The organism is Flavobacterium sp. A45, from assembly GCF_002001005.1.
Classification (GTDB): Bacteria; Bacteroidota; Bacteroidia; order Flavobacteriales; family Flavobacteriaceae; genus Flavobacterium.
Map to the genome: position 1 here is coordinate 129,241 of NZ_MUNX01000146.1, position 20,352 is coordinate 149,592.

Annotated in this window: 16 protein-coding genes and 1 tRNA gene; 9 read left to right on the plus strand and 8 right to left on the minus strand. The window is 35.6% G+C overall.

Annotated elements, in window-relative coordinates; translation table 11 throughout:
• Positions 1–384 precede the first annotated feature (384 nt).
• The 5 genes from B0E44_RS17020 to B0E44_RS17040 form a co-directional block, all read right to left on the minus strand.
• Positions 385–3,561, minus strand: a complete 3,177-nt coding sequence (locus tag B0E44_RS17020) for an efflux RND transporter permease subunit (protein WP_077378044.1) — start codon at positions 3,559–3,561, stop codon at positions 385–387.
• Between the two features lie 110 nt (positions 3,562–3,671).
• Entirely contained in the window at positions 3,672–4,736 is a 1,065-nt protein-coding gene (locus B0E44_RS17025) for an efflux RND transporter periplasmic adaptor subunit (protein WP_077378047.1), read from the minus strand.
• Positions 4,737–4,742: 6 nt separating this feature from the next.
• Positions 4,743–6,089 carry a TolC family protein gene (locus B0E44_RS17030; RefSeq protein ID WP_077378050.1) on the minus strand — a complete coding sequence of 449 codons (1,347 nt, stop codon included), beginning with the start codon at positions 6,087–6,089 and terminating at the stop codon, positions 4,743–4,745.
• On the minus strand, positions 6,086–6,685 hold the full coding sequence (locus B0E44_RS17035) for a TetR/AcrR family transcriptional regulator (protein ID WP_077378053.1): 600 nt from the start codon (positions 6,683–6,685) through the stop codon (positions 6,086–6,088). The genes B0E44_RS17030 and B0E44_RS17035 overlap by 4 nt, the downstream gene beginning before the upstream one ends.
• A 104-nt stretch (positions 6,686–6,789) precedes the next feature.
• A complete protein-coding gene (locus B0E44_RS17040) occupies positions 6,790–7,311 on the minus strand; it encodes a YceI family protein (RefSeq protein WP_077378056.1) in 522 nt (173 codons plus the stop codon).
• A gap of 257 nt (positions 7,312–7,568) precedes the next feature.
• Between B0E44_RS17040 and B0E44_RS17045 the strand changes: the two genes are divergently transcribed.
• Positions 7,569–8,543 (plus strand): polyprenyl synthetase family protein, encoded by a 975-nt coding sequence (locus B0E44_RS17045; RefSeq protein ID WP_077378390.1) that lies wholly within the window; start codon positions 7,569–7,571, stop codon positions 8,541–8,543.
• A gap of 89 nt (positions 8,544–8,632) precedes the next feature.
• Positions 8,633–8,986 (plus strand): hypothetical protein, encoded by a 354-nt coding sequence (locus B0E44_RS17050; RefSeq protein WP_077378393.1) that lies wholly within the window; start codon positions 8,633–8,635, stop codon positions 8,984–8,986.
• A 91-nt stretch (positions 8,987–9,077) separates the two neighbouring features.
• Here B0E44_RS17050 and B0E44_RS17055 read toward each other — a convergent pair whose 3' ends face one another.
• The gene (locus B0E44_RS17055; protein ID WP_077378059.1) at positions 9,078–9,629 is read right to left on the minus strand and encodes a hypothetical protein; all 552 of its coding nucleotides are present in this window, start codon (positions 9,627–9,629) and stop codon (positions 9,078–9,080) included.
• A gap of 119 nt (positions 9,630–9,748) precedes the next feature.
• On the opposite strand from B0E44_RS17055, the gene B0E44_RS17060 reads away from it, so the two are divergent.
• From B0E44_RS17060 to B0E44_RS17070, 3 genes are all read left to right on the plus strand, one after another.
• The gene (locus tag B0E44_RS17060; RefSeq protein WP_077378396.1) at positions 9,749–12,520 is read left to right on the plus strand and encodes a 2-oxoglutarate dehydrogenase E1 component; all 2,772 of its coding nucleotides are present in this window, start codon (positions 9,749–9,751) and stop codon (positions 12,518–12,520) included.
• An 89-nt stretch (positions 12,521–12,609) separates the two neighbouring features.
• A complete protein-coding gene (gene odhB / locus B0E44_RS17065) occupies positions 12,610–13,842 on the plus strand; it encodes a 2-oxoglutarate dehydrogenase complex dihydrolipoyllysine-residue succinyltransferase (protein ID WP_077378061.1) in 1,233 nt (410 codons plus the stop codon).
• An 87-nt stretch (positions 13,843–13,929) separates the two neighbouring features.
• The gene (locus B0E44_RS17070) at positions 13,930–15,165 is read left to right on the plus strand and encodes a TCR/Tet family MFS transporter (RefSeq protein ID WP_077378064.1); all 1,236 of its coding nucleotides are present in this window, start codon (positions 13,930–13,932) and stop codon (positions 15,163–15,165) included.
• Here the strand turns inward: B0E44_RS17070 and B0E44_RS17075 are convergent.
• Entirely contained in the window at positions 15,140–15,577 is a 438-nt protein-coding gene (locus B0E44_RS17075; protein ID WP_077378067.1) for a retropepsin-like aspartic protease, read from the minus strand. The two genes, B0E44_RS17070 and B0E44_RS17075, sit on opposite strands and share 26 nt — an antisense overlap.
• 152 nt (positions 15,578–15,729) lie before the next feature.
• Between B0E44_RS17075 and B0E44_RS17080 the strand changes: the two genes are divergently transcribed.
• The 4 genes from B0E44_RS17080 (at position 15,730) to B0E44_RS17095 (ending at position 18,874) form a co-directional block, all read left to right on the plus strand.
• Positions 15,730–16,509, plus strand: a complete 780-nt coding sequence (locus tag B0E44_RS17080; protein WP_077378070.1) for a TatD family hydrolase — start codon at positions 15,730–15,732, stop codon at positions 16,507–16,509.
• Between the two features lie 63 nt (positions 16,510–16,572).
• Positions 16,573–17,709: a 1-acyl-sn-glycerol-3-phosphate acyltransferase gene (locus B0E44_RS17085; protein WP_077378073.1), complete on the plus strand. Its 1,137-nt coding sequence runs from the start codon at positions 16,573–16,575 to the stop codon at positions 17,707–17,709.
• Entirely contained in the window at positions 17,699–18,727 is a 1,029-nt protein-coding gene (locus B0E44_RS17090) for an asparaginase (protein WP_077378076.1), read from the plus strand. Before B0E44_RS17085 ends, B0E44_RS17090 begins: the two co-directional genes overlap by 11 nt.
• 60 nt (positions 18,728–18,787) lie before the next feature.
• Positions 18,788–18,874: transfer RNA gene (locus B0E44_RS17095), tRNA-Ser, on the plus strand.
• Positions 18,875–18,933: 59 nt separating this feature from the next.
• Here the strand turns inward: B0E44_RS17095 and B0E44_RS17100 are convergent.
• The gene (locus tag B0E44_RS17100; RefSeq protein ID WP_077378079.1) at positions 18,934–20,352 is read right to left on the minus strand and encodes a gluconokinase; all 1,419 of its coding nucleotides are present in this window, start codon (positions 20,350–20,352) and stop codon (positions 18,934–18,936) included.

Below are 20,352 nucleotides of genomic sequence, written 5' to 3' on the forward strand. Positions count from 1 at the left end.
TATTTTTTCTTCGGACGATCTATTTTTATGGACGGAGGACAAAAATGACTGAAATGAACAAAAATTACACTTTGTAGGTTTGTAACTATTATTATTATCTATATTTGAAAAAAACATAAAACGAAACAAACCTTCGCCAACCCCGATAGCGCGGATTTGCAATCCGTGCCCACAAAGTATATCGATAAAGTGAGCGTGCTAAAAATAACAATGATAAAAACAAGTTGAACTTGATAATTGGAATGGGCACGGATTGCAAATCCGCGCTATCCTAATCTTGTTTAATATGTGGTTTTAGTATGCGACTTGAGTTAAAAAAAAACAATAAAAAAAGGGCTTTCAAATATCTTGAAAGCCCTTTTTTGAATTAGTAAGCAACCTATTTTAAACTGTATGCTTCGGATTGAAACCATCCTCGCTTAATTCTTTGTGGTCATAATCGGCAACCATTTCGGCTTCATAATCGATTTTTTCACCTTTAGATAATTTGGCTTTGATTTTCTCCATGATTTCATAAATTACAGGAACAATAATCAAGGTTAGGAATAAAGATGAAATCAATCCACCAATAATTACCCAAGCCAAACCGTTTTTCCATTCGGCACCAGCTCCAGAAGCCAATGCAATAGGGAACATACCAAAAACCATCGCAATTGTAGTCATCAAAATTGGACGAAGACGTGCGTGATTCGCTTGAATCAATGCTCTTCTGATAGATTCTCCTGCGGCTCTTCGTTGGTTGGTGTAATCCACAAGCATAATCGCATTTTTACACACCAGACCAATCAACATAATAATACCCAAAATGGTAAATATATTCAACGTATTATTTGTCAATGCTAAAGCCAGCATCGCTCCAATAAACGAAAGCGGAATAGCAAATAATACCACAAACGGGTGCATAAAACTATCATACAAACCAACCATTACAAGGTAAACCAAGACAATAGCAGCCAATAAAGCGATTCCCAAAGTACCAAAACCTTCGCTTTGATTTTCTTGGTCTCCACCCCAAATGTAATTCACACCAACTGGTTTCTTCAATTTGTCCAGTTTAGCTTGCCATTGTGTTACAATTGTTCCTGTTGGAACCCCAACGTTCTGACCTTGCACCGTTACCGAAGCCGATTTATCACGACGTTCCAATTGGCTAGGTCCTGAACCTTCAGTAATAGCTGCAAATTGAGACAATTTGATTTGCTGACCCGCATTGTTGATGAAAATCAGATTACTTACGTCAGTAATATTTTTTCTGTCAAAAGCATTGTATTTAATGTTGATGTCATACTCGTATTCACCAGCTCTAAACTTCCCATCCGTGTTACCGCTATAGGCAGTTTGCATTGTCATACCAACAGTTTGAAGGGTTAGTCCTAATGCAGCCATTTTATCACGATCAACCTGTACATTGATTTCCGGATTTCCATCTTCAACGGTTAATTTAATCTCGGTTGTTCCAGGAATGGTACGCAATTCAGCTTCGGCTAATTTGGCGAAAGCCATAGCAGCTTCAGTAGAAGGACCTGTTACAATCAATCCCAATTTTGCATTTTCGGCAGTACCCAAAATACCAACCGGAACCGTTTTTACTTTGGCTCCAACCAATACTTTTTCCAATTTACGTTTGATTTTTGCAGCATATACCGAAGCATCATCAGTACGTTCTGCTTGGTCAATCATTTTTACGTCAATCTCCGCTTTGTAAGCAGTAGCTTGTGCAGCACCCATACCTTCACTGGTTTGTCCTACAGTCGTAATCTGGCTGTGAACATACTCTTCGTTTTTCAAAAATGCTTCCGCTTTTTGAGTCATAAAGTTAGATTGTTCCAATGAAGCGTCTTTTGGCATTTCGATTTGAACCAAGAACTCCCCACTATCTGAAGAGGCAAAGAATTCTCCACCAATAAAACCACCACCCATTAATCCGATAGTTGATCCGAAAAACAAGACAAGTACAACTGCAATTGTTTTGAAATAATGATCCAAACACCAGTTTAATAATTCGGTAACCCAGTTTGTAAAACGAGTTAAGTAACTTTCGAATCCAAGTATCGTTTTTCCGAACAAGTTTTTTCCTTCAATATGTTCCAATTTTCCAAAACGAGAAGACAACCACGGAATAATTGTAAACGAAGCCAATAATGAAAACAATGTTGAAATAATTACGGTAACACAAAACTGTGTAATAATATTGGATACCAATCCAGAACTCATTGCAATTGGTAAAAACACCACGACAATTACCAATGTAATCGAAGTTACAGTTCCACCAATTTCGGCTGTTCCGTCATAAGCGGCACGAACACGGCTTTTACCCATTTCCATGTGCCTGTAGATATTTTCCAATACCACAATGGCATCATCGACCAGAATACCGACCACAAGTGAAAGTCCTAATAAACTCATCAAGTTCAGCGTATATCCCATTAGGTAAATTCCAATGAAGGTTGCAATTAACGAAACAGGAATCGAAACCATTACAATCAATGAGTTTCTAATACTGTGCAAGAAGAACAACATTACAAAGGCAACCAATACTACCGCGATCATTAAATCGTGAATTACAGAATCTGCGGCTTCTAAGGTATAAACCGTACTGTCTTTGGCGATTTCTAATTTTAAAGCGTTGGTTTTATAATCCTTTTCTAATTTATTTATACTTTTAATTAATTGCTCACTTACCGCTACGGCATTCGCATCGGATTGTTTAATTACCTGTAAAATAATCGCGCTTTTTTGATCGACACGAGAAATTTTCTCGGCAATTTTTTGGGCATCTTGTACGTCGGCAATGTCTCTCAAACGAATTTCAATTCCGCCTTTAGAAGAAACAACCAAGTTTCTTAGTTCTTCAACATTCTTATATTTTCCGGCAAGACGAATTAATATTTTTTGGTCACGTGTTTGGATGTTTCCGGTTGGGAAATCCAAGTTGGATGACAAAATAACTTGTTGTACTTGTGGAACCGAAAGTCCGTAACCTTGCATTTTTACGGCATCAAGATTTACTTGAATCTCTCTTTCCTGACCACCAATGATATTTACCTGTGCTACACCAGTAACACGAGATAGAACCGGAGCGATTTTTTTATCGATCAAATCATAAAAAGCAGCTTCGTCCATTTTTCCGTTGGCACCAATAGTCATAATCGGTAAATCACTCAACGAGAATTTAGATAACGACGGTGTTTTGGCATCATCGGGTAAATCACTTATCAAAGCATTGATTTTTCGCTGTGCGTCATTCATCGAAATGTCCACTTTTGCTTGTGTTGTCAATGTAACCGTAACTACAGACAAACTTTCGTATGATTTGGAATCAATTTTTTTGATGTTTTCCAAAGAGGCGATCCCATCCTCAATCTTTTTGGTAACCGTATTCTCGACCTCACTTGGAGAAGCTCCAGGATAAACGGTGGCAATGGTGATAACGTTTTGTTCGAATTTAGGAATCAATTCATAGCCCAATTGGCTATAGCTGAACAGTCCGCCAAGGGTAAGAATCGTAAACAATACAATTATTATCGACGGACGTTTTATGGATATTTCTGCTAATTTCATATGTTTCTTTTAAATAGTGGTAGGTGATTAGTTTTTAGTCCTTAGTCCCTAGTTTTTCATTTGTGTTAATTACTGAGGACTAACAACTAAGGACTTTTTACTAATTACTTTTACTTAATAATTTCTACTGTATTACCGTCTTGCAAGTTAATTTGCCCTGTAACAATTACAGTTTCTCCATCAGATAATCCGTCAACTATTTCTACTTGTTCTCCTATAATTCTTCCAGAGACTACTTTTTTCAATTTAGCGATACCGTTTTCTACAACAAAAATTTCATTACTGCTTACACTTCCTACGAAAGCGTTTCTAGGAACTACTTTTAATTGTTGTTTTTGTTTAGAACCAAAATTGGCAGTTCCGTACATTCCTGCTTTTAAGCTTTTGTCAGCGTTGTTTTCGATTTCAAGTTCCACTGGGAAATTCAAGCTTTCATCAGCTTTTGCAGCGATAAAAGTAATTTTACCTGCAAATGTTTTATCAGGGAATACACTTGAAGTAATATTAATAATGTTCCCTAATTTTAAGCTGGCTACTTGACTTTCGTTTACGGTAACTTTTAATTTCAATTTAGAAACGTTCACGATGTCAAACATTGCTGTTGCTGGCATTCCTGTTAAAATAGAACCTGGCTCAATGTATTTTTTATTGATGAAACCTTTAATCGGAGCTTTAACTTTAGTGTCTCCAACGTTGATGTTGGCTTGCTTCAAGTTGTTGGCAGCGTTAGTCAAAGCCAATTTTGCCTGATCCAATTGTTGTTTGGTAACTCCACCTGAATTAAAAGCGTTTTGATAACGGTCATAATCTGATTTTGCATTGTCATAAGAAGCTTTTGCAGTTTGGGCATTTACATTTATAACGTCACTTCTAACGATTACCAATGTTTGTCCAACATTTACATAATCCCCTTCTTTTACTAAAACACTGATTACTTTACCTGATTTTTCAGCAGAAAAAGTCAATTCTTGAATTGGTTCAAAATTTCCATTGGCTAAGAAATCCAATGATACTTCTTCGGTTTTTACCTGAGCTGTTTTTACGGATACAGCTGCATTTTTTTCGGCAACAATATCAGTTTTAGCTTTGTTCTCAGTTTTGTTCTTATTTAAAGTAAAAGCAATAAGTCCTAATGCTCCTAAAATTACGGCTATGGTTATTATATTTTTTTTCATCTTGTTTTAGTTTAATAGGGTTCTAAGTTCTCCTTTTGATTTGATTAATGTTATTTCTGCTATTTTGTAGGCTAGTACTGCTCTGGTATAATTGTTTTGTGCTTCAAGAGATGCGTTTTCGGCATCCAATAAATCAGTTAATGAGGCTAAACCTTGTAGGTAATTGTTCTTGGTGTTTTTTAAAATCTCACCAGCCAAACGCATATTTTCTTTTTGATTTCCGATGGTTATAAGGTTGTTCTCAATTTGAGTTTTAGCATTTCTGTAATCCAAATCAAGTGAAAGTTGTGTGTCTTTAATGTCTTCTTGAAGTGTTCTAATATCAACATCAGCTTGTCTTACTCTGGCGCGAGTTCCAAAACCGGTAAAAATTGGCACTCTCAAATTCAATCCAATTGCTGAATAGTCAGACCAGTAAACTCCATCGGCAGGTTTTGCAAAAAGAGGAACTTCTGGTCCTTGTCCGATGTAATTATATCCCGCTACCAAATTAAGTGTTGGGTAATATTCGGCTTTAATGGCTGTTTTTTGAAATTGCAATAATTCTTCTTGTTTTTTCAAAAGCAAATATTCGGTTCTGTTTTCAACATTTGGAGCTTCAGATAATGCTGCCGGAGTTGCTTCAAATTCTGTTTTTGGAATCACGATTACAGTTTCAATAGGCATTCCCATAAAAAACTTCAATGCATTTTCCTGTAATTGAATTTGGTTTATGATTTGTTGACGCTCCGTATCGATGTTAGACATTTTTACGATGATTCGGTCCAAATCAATTTTTTTGGCCAAGCCATTATCAAATTGCCCTTTTACGATATCGCGAACCTTTGAGGTATTCACATAATTGCTGTCCAATAAAGCTAATCTTTCACGTTGAACGTAAACAGAGTAATAATTGTTTGCTACTCTTTCAATTACTTGTTCTTCTGTTAATTGATTGTTTATTTGATAAAACTCACGAGTGCTTTGTGCTGCTCTCAATCCTGTAAAAACAGATTGGTCAAAAATCGTTTGGGTCAATGTAACTCCAGCGCCCGATGTCCATTTTTGTCCAAAAGAAGCTTGAATTGTAGTTCCTGGAGCGCCAAAAGCTGATCCATCAATTACATTGGTTTGCAAAATAGGATTGTATGTTAAGCTTCCGTTTGCAGATATTTGGGGCAAAGCTCTTGAACGAACTTCTTCGATTTGGTATTCACTGTTTTCAACACTTAATCTTGCTTTTTTAGCTTCGGCTTTGTTCTCAAGTGCGTAAGTAATTGCCGCTTTTAGCGTAAGCGGATTTGTTGTGCTAACTCCTTGGGATTGTGCAGTGATAGCAAAGGTTAAGAATGTTAATAAAAGTATTCTTTTCATAGTAAGGTAGGATTTTGTAATTGTTTTTCTAATTCTATTATTCCACTAGGCGTTGCCATTGCTCTAGTGTGATATTCTAATGCTTGTAATTCTAATTTTTGTGATTCTTTTTCAGAACTCGTCATTCCGTGAATGCTGAAAATAAGGTTGTAATAAAATTTAACATAGATGTCGATATCCAAATTTTCTCGGTACAAACCCTGTTGAATTCCTTTTTCAATATTCTGTTTAAAGACCGTGTTGCATTCGTTTATTTCTCTAGACATTACTTTATCATAGATTTCGGGGTAATGTTTTTTCAATTGATGAGCGGGTGAAGCTTCTCCGGATTTAAACATTTCTTTGAACATCTTTTTGATCTCAAAATTTTCTTTGATTGCATTGTAATTTTTTGCAGCAATTGTATCGATACTTTCATGAATTGCTTTATGAACCATCTCTGTACTTTCAACGATAAGGATTTCTTTGTTGCAGAAAAATTTGTAAATCGTTTTTTTAGAGATGCACATTTCGGTGGCAATATCATCCATGGTTACACTCTTAAATCCTAGTTTTAAGAAAAGTTCCGTTGCTTTTGATATAATTTTATCTTTCATTTTATGGGTAACTTATTGTAATTAATATTTTGAAATAATACAGTAAAAGTTAGTTGTCAAATGAGTTTTAGTTTGTTATTATGCTTTGTAAGAACTGGTTACTCTTAATGTGAAAATTCTAAGTTGGCAATTAGTTTAATATCCCTGCCTATCGGGTGACCTCCATTTGGAGACAACATATTGTAATTCAGTCCAAAATCTTTACGGTTAATGTTTCCCGTAATTTCAAAAGAGGCTTTTTGAACACCATTATAATTATTGAATCCTATAAACTCGGTATCCAATTCGACTACTTTTGTAATGTTCTTGATAGTAAGAAAGCCTTTCAGGAAATTGATGTTTTTATTGATCTTCTGAAAAGAAGTTGATTTGAATTGTATCAAAGGGGTTTCATCTTCCTCGAAAAGATCGGTAAATTTTGGATCCTTATTTTTTTGAATCGAACTGGATTCTTTGTCATTTACATTTAATGAAAATTCAATCGAAGCATCTTCTACTTGGTCGTTTTGTATAGCTACATGGCCTTTGAAATTGTTTTTGTTTCCCGGCATGTAACCGATTAGAGAATGTCTAGATTTTATTAATACGTCTGATCCGTTTGAATCAATTGCCCATTCATTTTCCATGATTCTTGTTTTTAGTAAAGTTGTTCCTTATTTGTTTATTTTTTTTAAAACGCATTTCGGAAACTTTTAACACCAATTAAGTTTCCTATGTTTTGCAAATGTAATAAGGAAACTTTAAAAACCAACAAAGTTTCCGATGTTTTTTTTAAATAATTTTATAAGCAAAAACTATGCCCTATTTTTACTCACATTTCCAAAGCAATAATTCATATTTGAATTGTATCTTTGGGCTTTTGAAAACCAGAACCTTAAATTTTATGCACGCCATTTATCAGTATCAAGATTTTTTTATTTCTTATTTAGAAAATCAAAGTATCAATAAAGAACCGAAGAATCTGTACGAACCGATTGATTATATTTTGCGTTTAGGAGGAAAAAGAATGCGGCCAGTTTTGACTTTAATGGCATCGGAAGTTTTTGAAGCTGATTATAAAAAGGCACTTCCAGCGGCGATGGCGGTTGAGGTTTTTCATAATTTTTCGCTGGTGCATGATGATATTATGGACGATGCGCCTTTAAGAAGAGGTGAACAAACCGTTCATGAAAAATGGAATATCAACACCGGAATCTTGTCGGGTGATGCCATGCTGATTTTGGCTTATCAATATTTTGAACAATATGAGCCAGCTGTCTTTAGGGATTTGGCTAAATTGTTTAGTAAAACAGCTCTTGAAGTTTGTGAAGGGCAACAATGGGATGTCGATTTTGAAACCCGTGCCAATGTCACCATTCCAGAATACCTAAAAATGATAGAGTATAAAACGGCTGTTTTGGTAGCGGCTGCGATGAAGATGGGCGCTATTATTGCTGATACTACAGCCGAAAATGCCAATTTAATTTATGATTTCGGACTCAATTTAGGATTGGCTTTTCAATTACAGGATGATTATTTAGACGCCTTTGGTGATCCAGAAACTTTTGGAAAACAAGTTGGCGGAGATATAATCGAAAACAAAAAAACGTATTTGTATTTAAAAGCAATCGAATTTTCGAATCCTGAAAAAGCTTCAGAATTAGAAAAATTATTCAGTTTACAGCTGGAAGATAATTCAGAAAAAATAGAAACTGCAAAAACTGTTTTTAACGAATCCGGAGCATCAAAAGCCACTCAGGAAGCAATTGAAATGTATACTTTCAAGGCTTTTGAAACTTTAGAAAAAATGACAATTTCAGAAGAGAAAAAGAATATTCTAAAAACTTTTGGTGAAAACCTGATGGGAAGGAAAGTGTAATAATATCAATGGCAAAAATCAATTTCAATAACAATTTTGAGAGTTGAATTTTGCCATTGAAATTGCCATTGAAATTCAATTTAAAAAATATGTTTATAGCGCCAATAAATACCGATTTATTACTCCAGGAAGCCAACAATGAAACGCTTTATGACAATTTGATTACTCAATTGAATAAGGATTTTAATTTGGCCAATGAAGCAATTGATTTCCCAAAAAGTATTACTCCAGATGAATTAAAAATTCAATTACACGAAAAAATTTATAGACTTATTCAGTATAAATTTGCTGAGTACCTCAATTTGCTTTATATCATTGATGTTTCCGAAGAGGAAATCAAAAAACTCGACGGTTCCGATTTAGTGATTCTTGCGGAACAAGTTGCTTTCTTAATCCTAAGAAGAGAATGGCAAAAGGTTTGGTTTAGGAATAAGTATAAGTAAAGATTCTAAGTTACTAAGTTTCTGAGATTCTAAGACTTTTTTAAAATAACTTAGAAACTTAGCATCTCAGAAACTCAGAAACTTCAAAAAATCAAAAATAAGCTCTCACAAAAGGCATAAGCGCATCGCCATATACATTGTCATTTTCGTCGTACAATACATTATAGGCAAGTCCCACGGTTACATTTCCTGTTCGATAACCCGCTCCAAGAAACAAAGCAGTATTCCAGAAATTATCGGTATAGCCACTATAGCCATTATAGGCTTCATAATGATTATTAACATAGGATTGATTTAAATTTATGGACAACTGAATTTGTGGAATCGGATTAATGAAGGTGAGTATGCTTGCTCCATAAATTCCCGAATCGTAATAATTTTTGGAAGAAACATAGCTAGCTTGAAGTCCTAATCCCATTGCTAAATAGGGATTGATGTTATAAATAGCACTCGGAGCAACAGAGATTTCAGTGTATCCGCTGCCAAAACTTAATCCTAATCCGCCTCCAAATTGTACATTATTCCAAAACGGACTTCTCGATTGAGGAGTTTGCTGGTATTGAGCTATTACGTTTTCGTAAAAGAACAGGGTAAAAAAGATGAAAAGGTACTTTGTTAGGGAAGAAAAGGTTGATTTTTTCATACTTCGGGCTTTTTTTAACAAATTTTTACGTAAAAGTACGTAAAAAAATAGATTTAAATAATTTGCTTTATTGTATTTTTGCCGGACTATTTAACAAAAGTATATTCAACAACAATATTATGGATAGGTTTTCATTTTTAAACGCAGCGCATACAGAATTTTTTGCTCAATTATACGATCAATATTTAGAAAATCCAGATAGCGTAGAACCAAGCTGGAGAAGTTTTTTTCAAGGTTTCGACTTTGGAATGACTACTTATAATGATGAAAATCCAGTTCAGCGAATTGTTGAGTATGTGGAGAGCAATACTGACTGCAGTTTGGTTTCGGATAAACTGCAAAAAGAATTCAATGTTTTAAAATTAATTGATGGATACCGCACACGTGGACATTTATTCACTAAAACAAATCCGGTTCGTGACCGCAGAACATATAGCCCGACTTTGGATATTGAAAACTTCGGATTAACAACTGCTGATCTTTCAACTGTTTTTGATGCAGCTAAGGTAATTGGTGTTCCTCCGTGTTCTTTGCAAGATATTGTAGCGCGCCTTGAAGCTATTTACTGTCAGTATATTGGGGTTGAATATATGTATATCAGGAATCCTGGTGTTGTAAAATGGATTCAAGACAAATTGGGCGTAAACAATAACCAGCCTAATTTCTCTGTTGAGGAAAAGAAAACAATCTTAAATAAATTAAATCAAGCCGTTTCTTTTGAGAACTTTTTGCATACCAAATATGTAGGTCAAAAACGTTTCTCATTAGAAGGAGGAGAATCTGTAATTCCTGCTCTTGATGCTTTGATTGAAAAAGCTGCCGAAAAAGGAGTGGAGCAGTTTGTGATGGGTATGGCTCACCGTGGACGTTTGAATGTTTTGGCTAACATTTTCGGAAAATCTACTCAAGATATCTTCGGTGAATTTGACGGAAAAGATTACGATCAAGAGTATTTTGACGGAGACGTAAAATATCACTTAGGTCTTACTGCCGATAAAGTAACTAAATCTGGTAAAAAAATAAACATCAATTTAGCTCCAAATCCATCGCATCTTGAAACAGTAGGTGCAGTAATCGAAGGAATTACAAGAGCAAAACAAGATAAGTATTTCGCAGATGATTTCTCTAAAGTCTTGCCAATTGCCGTTCACGGTGATGCTGCAATTGCAGGGCAGGGTATTTTGTATGAAATCATTCAAATGTCATTGCTTGACGGATACAAAACAGGCGGTACGATTCACATCGTAATCAATAACCAGGTTGGTTTTACCACTAATTATTTAGATGCTCGTTCTTCTACTTATTGTACAGATGTTGCCAAAGTAACACTTTCGCCAGTATTGCACGTAAATGCAGATGATGCGGAGGCTGTTGTACATGCTATGTCTTTTGCGTTGGATTATAGAATGGAGTATGGACGTGATGTCTTTATCGATTTATTAGGATACAGAAAATACGGTCATAACGAAGGTGATGAACCTCGTTTTACACAACCTGTTTTATATAAAATCATTGCAAAACATCAAAATCCTAGAGATATTTATGCTGAAAAACTTTTGTCAGAAAGAGTTATTGATGCCAATTATGTAAATACAATTGAGAAAGAATACAAAGCGGATCTTGAACAAAATTTAGAAGCCTCCCGCAAAAAAGGTCTGACAATCATTACTCCATTTATGCAGAATGAATGGAAAGGATTTAATCAGGTTTCTGATGATGTGATGCTTCAAAAAGTAGATACCTCTTTTGCGAAAAAATCACTAGATTCTATTATCAAAACAGTATCGACTTTACCATCTGATAAAAAATTCATTAACAAAATAACCAAAATTGTTTCTGACAGAAAAGCAGGATATGATAATAATACAGTTGATTGGGGAACTGCCGAAACATTAGCTTACGGTTCTCTTTTGAGTGAAGGATTTGATGTTCGTATTTCAGGTCAGGACGTAGAGCGTGGTACATTCTCTCACCGTCACGCAGTAGTTAAAGTAGAAGATTCTGAGGAAGAAGTGATTTTATTGAACGCTATCGAAAACAAAAAAGGAAACTTTGGTATTTTCAATTCACATTTATCGGAGTATGGTGTTCTTGGTTTTGATTATGGTTATGCCTTGGCAAATCCAAATGCATTAACTATTTGGGAAGCACAATTTGGAGATTTCAGTAATGGAGCACAAATTATGATTGACCAATATATTTCTTGCGGTGAAGACAAATGGAACAATCAAAACGGTATTGTTTTATTATTGCCTCACGGATATGAAGGGCAGGGAGCAGAACACTCATCTGCAAGAATGGAGCGTTACTTACAGCTTTGTGCCAGACATAATATGTATGTTGCCGATTGTACAACGCCAGCCAACTTCTTCCACTTGTTGAGAAGACAAATGAAAACTACTTTCCGTAAGCCACTTGTAGTATTCTCTCCAAAGAGTTTATTGCGTGATCCAAGATGTGTTTCTACTGTAGAAGAATTAGCAAAAGGAAGTTTCCAGGAAACTATCGATGACGAAACAGTAAACAAAAAAGAGGTAAAAACATTGGTTTTCGTTACAGGTAAATTCTATTATGATATTGTTGCCGAAAGAGGAAACAATGGAAGAAATGATGTAGCGGTTGTTCGTATCGAGCAGTTATTCCCTTTCCCAGCAGAACAGATTAAAGCGATTATTGCTAAGTATCCAAACGCTGACGATTATGTTTGGGCACAGGAAGAGCCTAAAAACATGGGAGCTTATAGCTTTATGCTGATGAATTTCGACTTTATCAAATGGAGATTGGCTTCATTAAAAGCGTATGCAGCTCCAGCATCAGGAAGTTACACAAGAGCAAAACGTCGTCATGCAGATGCTATCAGAATGGTATTCGACAAAAATTTATTTAGATAATTAAGAATTGTTTCAAGTTTAAAGTTTCAGGTTTGTAAATGAACGCGACATGAAACTTTAAACAATTTAAACTTTAAACAAAGAATAAGATGATTTTAGAAATGAAAGTCCCATCACCAGGGGAATCAATCAAAGAAGTAGAAATTGCAACATGGTTAGTTAAAGACGGAGATTATGTAGAAAAAGACCAAGCTATAGCTGAGGTTGATTCTGACAAAGCAACACTTGAATTGCCAGCTGAAATGAGCGGAATTATCACTCTAAAAGCAGAAGAAGGCGATACAGTAGCGGTTGGGGCAGTAGTTTGTCTTATTGATACTGATGGAGCAAAACCAGCTGGTGGTGCACCAGCAGCAGCTCCAGTAGCTGAAGCGCCAAAAGCAACACCTGTACCAGTGGCTCCGGCTCCAGTAGCAGCAGCTCCAGCGCCAGTAGCATCTTATGCAGCAGGAACACCGTCTCCAGCAGCTAAAAAAATATTAGACGAAAAAAATATCGCTCCAGCAACAGTTTCAGGAACTGGTAAAGGCGGAAGAATAACTAAAGACGATGCTGTAAATGCAGTGCCTTCAATGGGAACTCCAACAGGAGGTTCTCGCGGTACTGAAAGAACTAAATTGTCTATGTTGCGTCGTAAAGTAGCTGAAAGATTAGTTGCTGCCAAAAATGAAACAGCAATGTTGACTACTTTCAACGAAGTAAACATGACGCCAATTAACTTGATTCGTAACGAATACAAAGATGCTTTCAAAGCAAAACATGGTGGACTTGGTTTAGGTTATATGTCATTCTTTACAAAAGCAGTTACTAGAGCCTTAGAATTGTATCCAGACGTAAATTCTATGATGGATGGTGACCATAAAATTGCTTTTGATTTTGCAGATATCTCTATCGCAGTTTCAGGACCAAAAGGACTTATGGTTCCTGTAGTTCGTAATGCAGAAAACTTGACTTTCCGTGGAGTTGAAGCTGAAATTAAAAGATTAGCGCTTAGAGCTCGTGACGGACAAATTACTGTTGACGATATGACAGGAGGAACTTTTACAATCACTAACGGTGGTGTTTTTGGATCTATGTTGTCTACTCCAATCATCAATCCTCCTCAATCTGGAATCCTTGGAATGCACAACATTATCGAGCGTCCGATTGCCGTAAACGGTAAAGTGGAAATTCACCCAATGATGTATGTAGCGCTTTCTTATGACCACAGAATTATCGACGGTCGTGAGTCTGTTGGTTTCTTAGTTGCTGTAAAAGAAGCTTTAGAAAACCCATTAGAATTGTTGATGGGCGGTAACGCTAAAAAAGCATTGGAATTGTAAAATAATTTTATTTCAATATAGTAGAATCCCGTTTGAGAAATCAAACGGGATTTTTTGTTTATTTGCCCCACCAACAAAATACTATTTATGGCATCAAACAAAAAACAGGCTGCTATCGGCTTTATCTTCATCACAATGTTAATCGATATTACGGGTTGGGGAATTATCATTCCAGTTATCCCAAAACTGATTAAAGAATTAATACATGGTGATGTTAGTGAAGCAGCAAAATATGGTGGTTGGCTAACATTTGCGTATGCGATAACCCAATTTATGTTTGCGCCTCTAATTGGTAATTTGAGTGATAAATTTGGGCGAAGACCCATAATCTTGATTTCGCTTTTTGCTTTTTCACTGGATTATATTTTGCTGGCATTTGCGCCAACGATTACATGGCTGTTTATAGGACGAATAATAGCCGGATTAACAGGAGCAAGTATTTCAACCGCTTCGGCGTATATAGCCGATGTGAGTACGCCAGAGAACAGAGCCAAAAATTTTGGTATGATTGGTGTGGCTTTTGGCCTCGGATTTATAATCGGTCCAGTTATTGGGGGTGTTTTGGGACATTACGGATCCAGAATTCCGTTTTATGCAGCAGCCGTTTTATGCATGCTGAATTTCTTGTATGGCTATTTTATTTTGCCCGAATCATTATCAAAAGAAAACAGAAGGCCAGTAAATTTAAAAAGAGCCAATCCAATTGGAGCTTTTTTGAATTTAAAAAAGTACCCTTCCCTATATGGATTATTGTTTGCTCTGTTTTTGATTTATGTAGCATCACATGCAGTTGAAAGTAATTGGAGCTATTTTACAATGTATAAATTCAGCTGGGATGAAAAAATGGTCGGAATATCGCTGGGAGTTGTTGGTGTTTTGGTAAGTCTGGTTCAAGGAGGACTAATACGCTGGACTAGCCGAAAATTTGGAAATGAAAAAAGCATTTATATCGGAATGACATTATATACTATTGGAATGTTTTTGTTTGCTTTTGCTTCCGAAAGCTGGATGATGTTTCTCTTCTTGATTCCGTATTGTCTTGCCGGAATCGCTGGTCCAGCATTGCGAGCCATAATTTCAAATCATGTTTTGCCATCAGAACAAGGTGAAATACAAGGAACAATTGCGAGTTTAATGAGTGCTGCAACCATTATTGGGCCACCAGTAATGTCAGGTCTTTTTTATTATTTTACACATAAAGGGGCGCCATTTGAATTTGCGGGAATGTCATTTATTCTTGGTGGTTTATTAATGATGGCTAGTGGAATTATATCTTATTTTGCATTGAAAAAGTATGCTACTTCAAATACAAACAATGATTGAAATAGTCAATAATTCCCTTGCCTTTCATCAAAACATCGGCACCAATGATACCATGAACAGGTTTTACTTTATAATGACCCAAAGCTTCATTCACATGTGATAAATCGAAGATTACAAGATCGAACTTATTATGTTTCCAATTGTTTAGCTTGAGTTTGTTGTTGGAGGATATTTGTGTTAACATTCCTGTTGCTCCCGCACCAGAAGCTTTGGTTTTGGAATTCTTGGCTTCCAATGCAAAATATTCAATGCTTTCAAATCCCACACAGCTGTTGGAAGCGCCGGTATCCAGTATGAAATTTCCTTTTACACCATTGATTTTTGCTTTAATCAAAAGATGTTGTGTTTTGGTGACTTTAAACTTGATTTTTTTATAATCTACCTTCTTTAGTTTATCGTGTAAATTCTTCATGTTGGAAATGACTTTTGTGTAAAGTAAAAATAGTGTTATACTGCGTATGTTTCCCTATTTAGACTTATAAAAATGATTAGGGGACTTTATGAAACCCCATTTTTTTGGAAAGCCCGCTTTTTAGAGTAATTTTGCAACATTAAATTTTACACTTGGAAACAAAGGCAATACTTACCGATACCCACACGCATTTATATTCTGAAGAATTTGATTTGGATAGAAGCGAAATGATGCAACGCGCCATTGATAATGGTGTTACACGCTTTTTTGTCCCAGCAATAGACTCGACTTGTACGCAAAGCATGTATGATTTGGAACGAGATTATCCTAACAATGTATTCTTGATGATGGGTTTACATCCTACTTATGTTAAGGATAATTATTTGGAGGAATTGCAGCATGTCGAAAATGAGTTAGCTAAAAGAAAGTTCGTCGCTATTGGTGAAATAGGGATTGATTTGTATTGGGATAAAACGCATTTGCCTGAACAGCAAATTGCGTTTAGAAAACAAATTCAGTTAGCCAAACAATATAAACTTCCGATAGTGATTCATTGTCGGGAGGCTTTTGATGAAATATTCGAAATTTTGGAAGAAGAAAAATCACCTGAGTTGTTTGGTATTTTTCATTGCTTTACGGGGACTTATGAGCAGGCTTTACAGGCGATATCCTATAATATGAAATTGGGAATAGGTGGGGTTGTTACTTTTAAAAACGGGAAAATAGATCAATTCTTAAACAAAATAGATCTGAAACATATTGTTTTGGAAACAGATTCTCCTTATTTGGCTCCAATTCCGTACCGTGGCAAACGCAACGAAAGCAGCTATTTAATAAATGTTGTAGATAAATTGGCTCAGATTTATGGTCTTTCGGCAAATGAGATAGCAACCGTAACAACAGATAATTCTGCAGAAATATTCGGTATTTAATATCGATTTTCTGTAACTTTAATATTTTTTTTGTTCTTTTGTCCAACTAAATTGAAAACCAAAATGAATAAATTTGATGCGATTCGGTCTTTTTATGATTCCGAAATAAACGAAGGAATAATAAAAGTTATTGATCATCCCATGATGAAAGCTTTAATGAACTTTTGTTTTCCGGGACAAGACGATGAAATTTGGAAAGAACAGCTTCGTAAAACTCATTCTATTCGTGATTTTCAATGCAACTTTATTTATTATGGAGTGCAACAGGTATTGGAGAAAAGCTCAGAGGGTTTAACCACATCCGGTTTTGAAAAGTTAGAAAAAAACACTTCTTATCTTTTTATTTCAAATCATAGAGATATCGTTTTGGATACAACTTTGTTGAATGCTTCTCTCTTTGAGCACGGGCTGGATATGACTTCATCTGCTATTGGTGATAATTTAGTTAAAAAAACGTTTTTAAGAATATTAGCCAAATTAAATAGGAATTTTTTAGTACAGCGTGGATTATCACCAAGGGAATTGTTGGTGAGTTCCAAATTGCTGTCTGAATATATGGCTCAGTTGTTGTTGCATGAAAATCGTTCGGTTTGGATTGCGCAACGCGAAGGAAGAACCAAAGACGGAAATGATGAAACGAATCCTGGGGTTTTGAAAATGATTGCCATGGGGTCTGATGAGCCTAACATAATGGATTATTTTAAGAAAATTAAAATTGTTCCGGTTTCTATTTCTTACGAGTATGACCCAACAGATGCTCTAAAAATGCCGCAGTTATTGGCAGAAGCAAATAATGAGATTTATAAGAAAGAGAAAAACGAAGATTTCAAGACTTTGTTAAGTGGAATCATTGGGCAAAAGAAAAGAATTCACATACATATAGGAGATGTTCTCGATACTGAAATCGATGAAATCATTAAAAATGTAGATACTACAAACAAGCAAGTACAAGCATTGGCTCAAGTAATTGATGATTCCATTTTGAGCAATTACAAATTGTGGACTACCAATTTTATTGCTTACGATATTTTGAACTGCTCGAATCGATTTGCTCATTTGTATACCGAAAATGAAAAATTGCTTTTTGAGCGTCGCTTGGAAATGAGAATTGATCACGAACATCCAGTTGCCAAACAAGGGTTTTTGGACATGTACGCGAATCCAGTTGTCAATAAATTGAAATATGTCGATGAACTCTAATCCTAAAATTCTTTTGATTTATACCGGTGGAACGATCGGTATGAGAAAGGATTTTGAAACGGGAGCACTTAAGGCTTTCAATTTTAGTAAACTTCTCCATAATATTCCCGAATTAAAATTACTGGATTGTGAGATAGATACTTTTTCGTTTGAAAATCCTATTGATTCTTCTAACATGAACCCTGAGCACTGGGCAGAAATTGCTCGTACTATTGAGAATAACTATCCCAATTTTGATGGTTTTGTGGTGCTTCACGGTTCGGATACTATGTCTTATTCGGCTTCGGCATTGAGTTTTATGCTCGAAAATCTTGCAAAACCTATCATTTTCACCGGCTCGCAATTACCTATTGGGGATTTGAGAACCGATGCCAAAGAAAATTTAATCACAGCAATTCAAATTGCTTCTTTACAGGAAAATGGCAAACCATTAATCAAAGAAGTTTGTCTTTATTTCGAATATAAATTATACCGTGGAAATAGAACTGTCAAGATAAATGCTGAACATTTTAGGGCATTTATTTCCCCTAATTATCCTTTTTTGGTCGAGTCCGGAGTTCATTTAAAAATAAATTCGGAATTGTTTTTGCCTTCAAATGATGGAGTTTCTTTAAAAGTTCACATGCATTTGGATAATAATGTAGCGATCATCAAAATGTTTCCGGGAATAAGTGAAACAGTACTCTCTGCAATTTTGAATATTCAGAGTTTAAAAGGGATTGTACTCGAAACTTACGGCGCAGGAAATGCACCTACGGAAGATTGGTTTTTGACGCTTTTGCAAAATGCAATAAATAGAGGTTTACATATTGTAAATGTTACGCAATGTTCGATAGGCAGTGTGAGCATGGGGCATTATGAAACGAGTACCACTATGAAAAAACTGGGAATTATTTCGGGAAAAGATATTACTACAGAAGCTGCAATTACTAAATTAATGTATTTATTGGGGCAAAATATAGCTTCGTCAGACTTCAAAAATGTATTCGAAACTTCATTAAGGGGAGAAATGCAATAATATTGATTTTTTTACTTTCAAAATTCATTTTTTTTAATGTTCTTTGCACACCAAAATAATAGAGAGGTGTCCGAGTGGTTGAAGGAGCTAGCCTGGAAAGCTAGTATATGGGTAACTGTATCGAGGGTTCGAATCCCTTCCTCTCTGCAGAAAAAAAGCGTTGTGTCAAATTGATACAACGCTTTTTTAGTTTATGATTTTTTACTCTATATGTCTTTTAACAAAGGATAAACCTTTTTGAATTTGTCAAATGCTTTTTTATAAACCAATGTATGATTTGGGTTGGGATAAAAAGCTGTTTCTGTTTTGTTCTCGAAAGAATTTGCATTTTCAATGGCTTTAAAACCAATTAAAACAGCTCCCCAAGCTGCTCCCTCAATGGTTTCGGAAACAACTACCTTCATTTGGAAAATGTCGGCTACCATTTGTAACCATAATTCACTTTTGCCAAAACCACCGCTGACCATCACACTCGTTTCTTTTCTTATTTTGGGATCTGGAAGTAAAATTTCAACAACACTGAATAATCCAAAAAGAATGCCTTCGAGTGTCGCTCTGATAAAATGAGCTTTATGATGGGTAATTTTGATACCCAGTAAAGTTCCCTGTGCCTCTGCATCCCAAATTGGAGCTCTCTCTCCAAGTAAATACGGAACAAAAAGTAAACCATCAGAACCTGCTGGAATTTCTTTTGCTTGTTCTAAAAGGGTTTCGTACGATTCATTTGTTTTTAAAAGCGATTCTTTTAGCCATTGCAAAATGATGGCGCCATTATTTACCGCACCCAATTTTAAGTATTGATTGTCTATTAAATGATAACATTGTGTTCGCATTTCTGAATCAATGTAAGGTTGTTCAATGGGAATTCTAACAGCTCCACTGGTTCCTATGGATAAAGCAATCCGATTTTTTTCCATTGAGCCAGTTCCGAGGTTTGCCAATGGACCATCTCCGCCTCCTAGTATGTATAAAAAACCATCATTAATTCCTTTGCATTTGTGGGTTGGTGGAACAATCTCAGAAAGTTGGTTTTCCTTTATATTTAAATAATTAAGAATAGTTTCGTCCCATTGTAAAGTATGGATGTTCATTATTCCAGTGCCCGAAGCCATTGATGAATCGGTTACATATTCTCCTGTTAGCTGATGCCAAATGTATTCTTTGAGACTGATGAATTTAAATGCTTTCTGATATAAATTGGGATCATTTTCTTTGAGCCAAGCCAATTTTGTCATCGGAGAAAAAGGATGAATAGGAATACCTGTTTTTTGATAAAAAAGAGACCCAAGTTCAGACTCCTTTAATGCTGTAGCAATTGAATTGGCTCTGTTGTCTGCCCAAAGTAAGGCATCACTTATTGGGGAACCTTCTTCATTTATGACAAGAATACTTTGCATTGCAGCACTGAAACTAATGAATTCGGGTTGTATGTTTTTTGTGATTTCCTTAATACAAGTTAAAACAGAATCTAAAATTTCATTTGGTTTTTGAATGCTCCAATTTTCTGCAGGATGATACATAGGGTATTCTTTGGTGATTTGCTGTAATACGTTGCCGTGTGCGTCAAAACAAACTGCTTTTGTAGCTGTTGTGCCAATGTCGATTCCTATGTATGTTTTTTTCAT

Bases quoted from the DNA above. Each gene is read 5' to 3' on its own strand.
- B0E44_RS17060 (WP_077378396.1), top strand. From the start codon at position 9,749: ATGGATAGGTTTTCATTTTTAAACGCAGCGCATACAGAATTTTTTGCT.
- B0E44_RS17085 (WP_077378073.1), top strand. From the start codon at position 16,573: ATGAATAAATTTGATGCGATTCGGTCTTTTTATGATTCCGAAATAAAC.
- B0E44_RS17055 (WP_077378059.1), bottom strand. From the start codon at position 9,629: ATGAAAAAATCAACCTTTTCTTCCCTAACAAAGTACCTTTTCATCTTT.
- B0E44_RS17090 (WP_077378076.1), top strand. From the start codon at position 17,699: ATGAACTCTAATCCTAAAATTCTTTTGATTTATACCGGTGGAACGATC.
- B0E44_RS17050 (WP_077378393.1), top strand. From the start codon at position 8,633: ATGTTTATAGCGCCAATAAATACCGATTTATTACTCCAGGAAGCCAAC.
- B0E44_RS17035 (WP_077378053.1), bottom strand. From the start codon at position 6,685: ATGAAAGATAAAATTATATCAAAAGCAACGGAACTTTTCTTAAAACTA.
- B0E44_RS17020 (WP_077378044.1), bottom strand. From the start codon at position 3,561: ATGAAATTAGCAGAAATATCCATAAAACGTCCGTCGATAATAATTGTA.
- B0E44_RS17040 (WP_077378056.1), bottom strand. From the start codon at position 7,311: ATGGAAAATGAATGGGCAATTGATTCAAACGGATCAGACGTATTAATA.
- B0E44_RS17030 (WP_077378050.1), bottom strand. From the start codon at position 6,089: ATGAAAAGAATACTTTTATTAACATTCTTAACCTTTGCTATCACTGCA.
- B0E44_RS17025 (WP_077378047.1), bottom strand. From the start codon at position 4,736: ATGAAAAAAAATATAATAACCATAGCCGTAATTTTAGGAGCATTAGGA.
- B0E44_RS17045 (WP_077378390.1), top strand. From the start codon at position 7,569: ATGCACGCCATTTATCAGTATCAAGATTTTTTTATTTCTTATTTAGAA.
- B0E44_RS17100 (WP_077378079.1), bottom strand. From the start codon at position 20,352: ATGAAAAAAACATACATAGGAATCGACATTGGCACAACAGCTACAAAA.
- B0E44_RS17070 (WP_077378064.1), top strand. From the start codon at position 13,930: ATGGCATCAAACAAAAAACAGGCTGCTATCGGCTTTATCTTCATCACA.
- B0E44_RS17075 (WP_077378067.1), bottom strand. From the start codon at position 15,577: ATGAAGAATTTACACGATAAACTAAAGAAGGTAGATTATAAAAAAATC.
- odhB (WP_077378061.1), top strand. From the start codon at position 12,610: ATGATTTTAGAAATGAAAGTCCCATCACCAGGGGAATCAATCAAAGAA.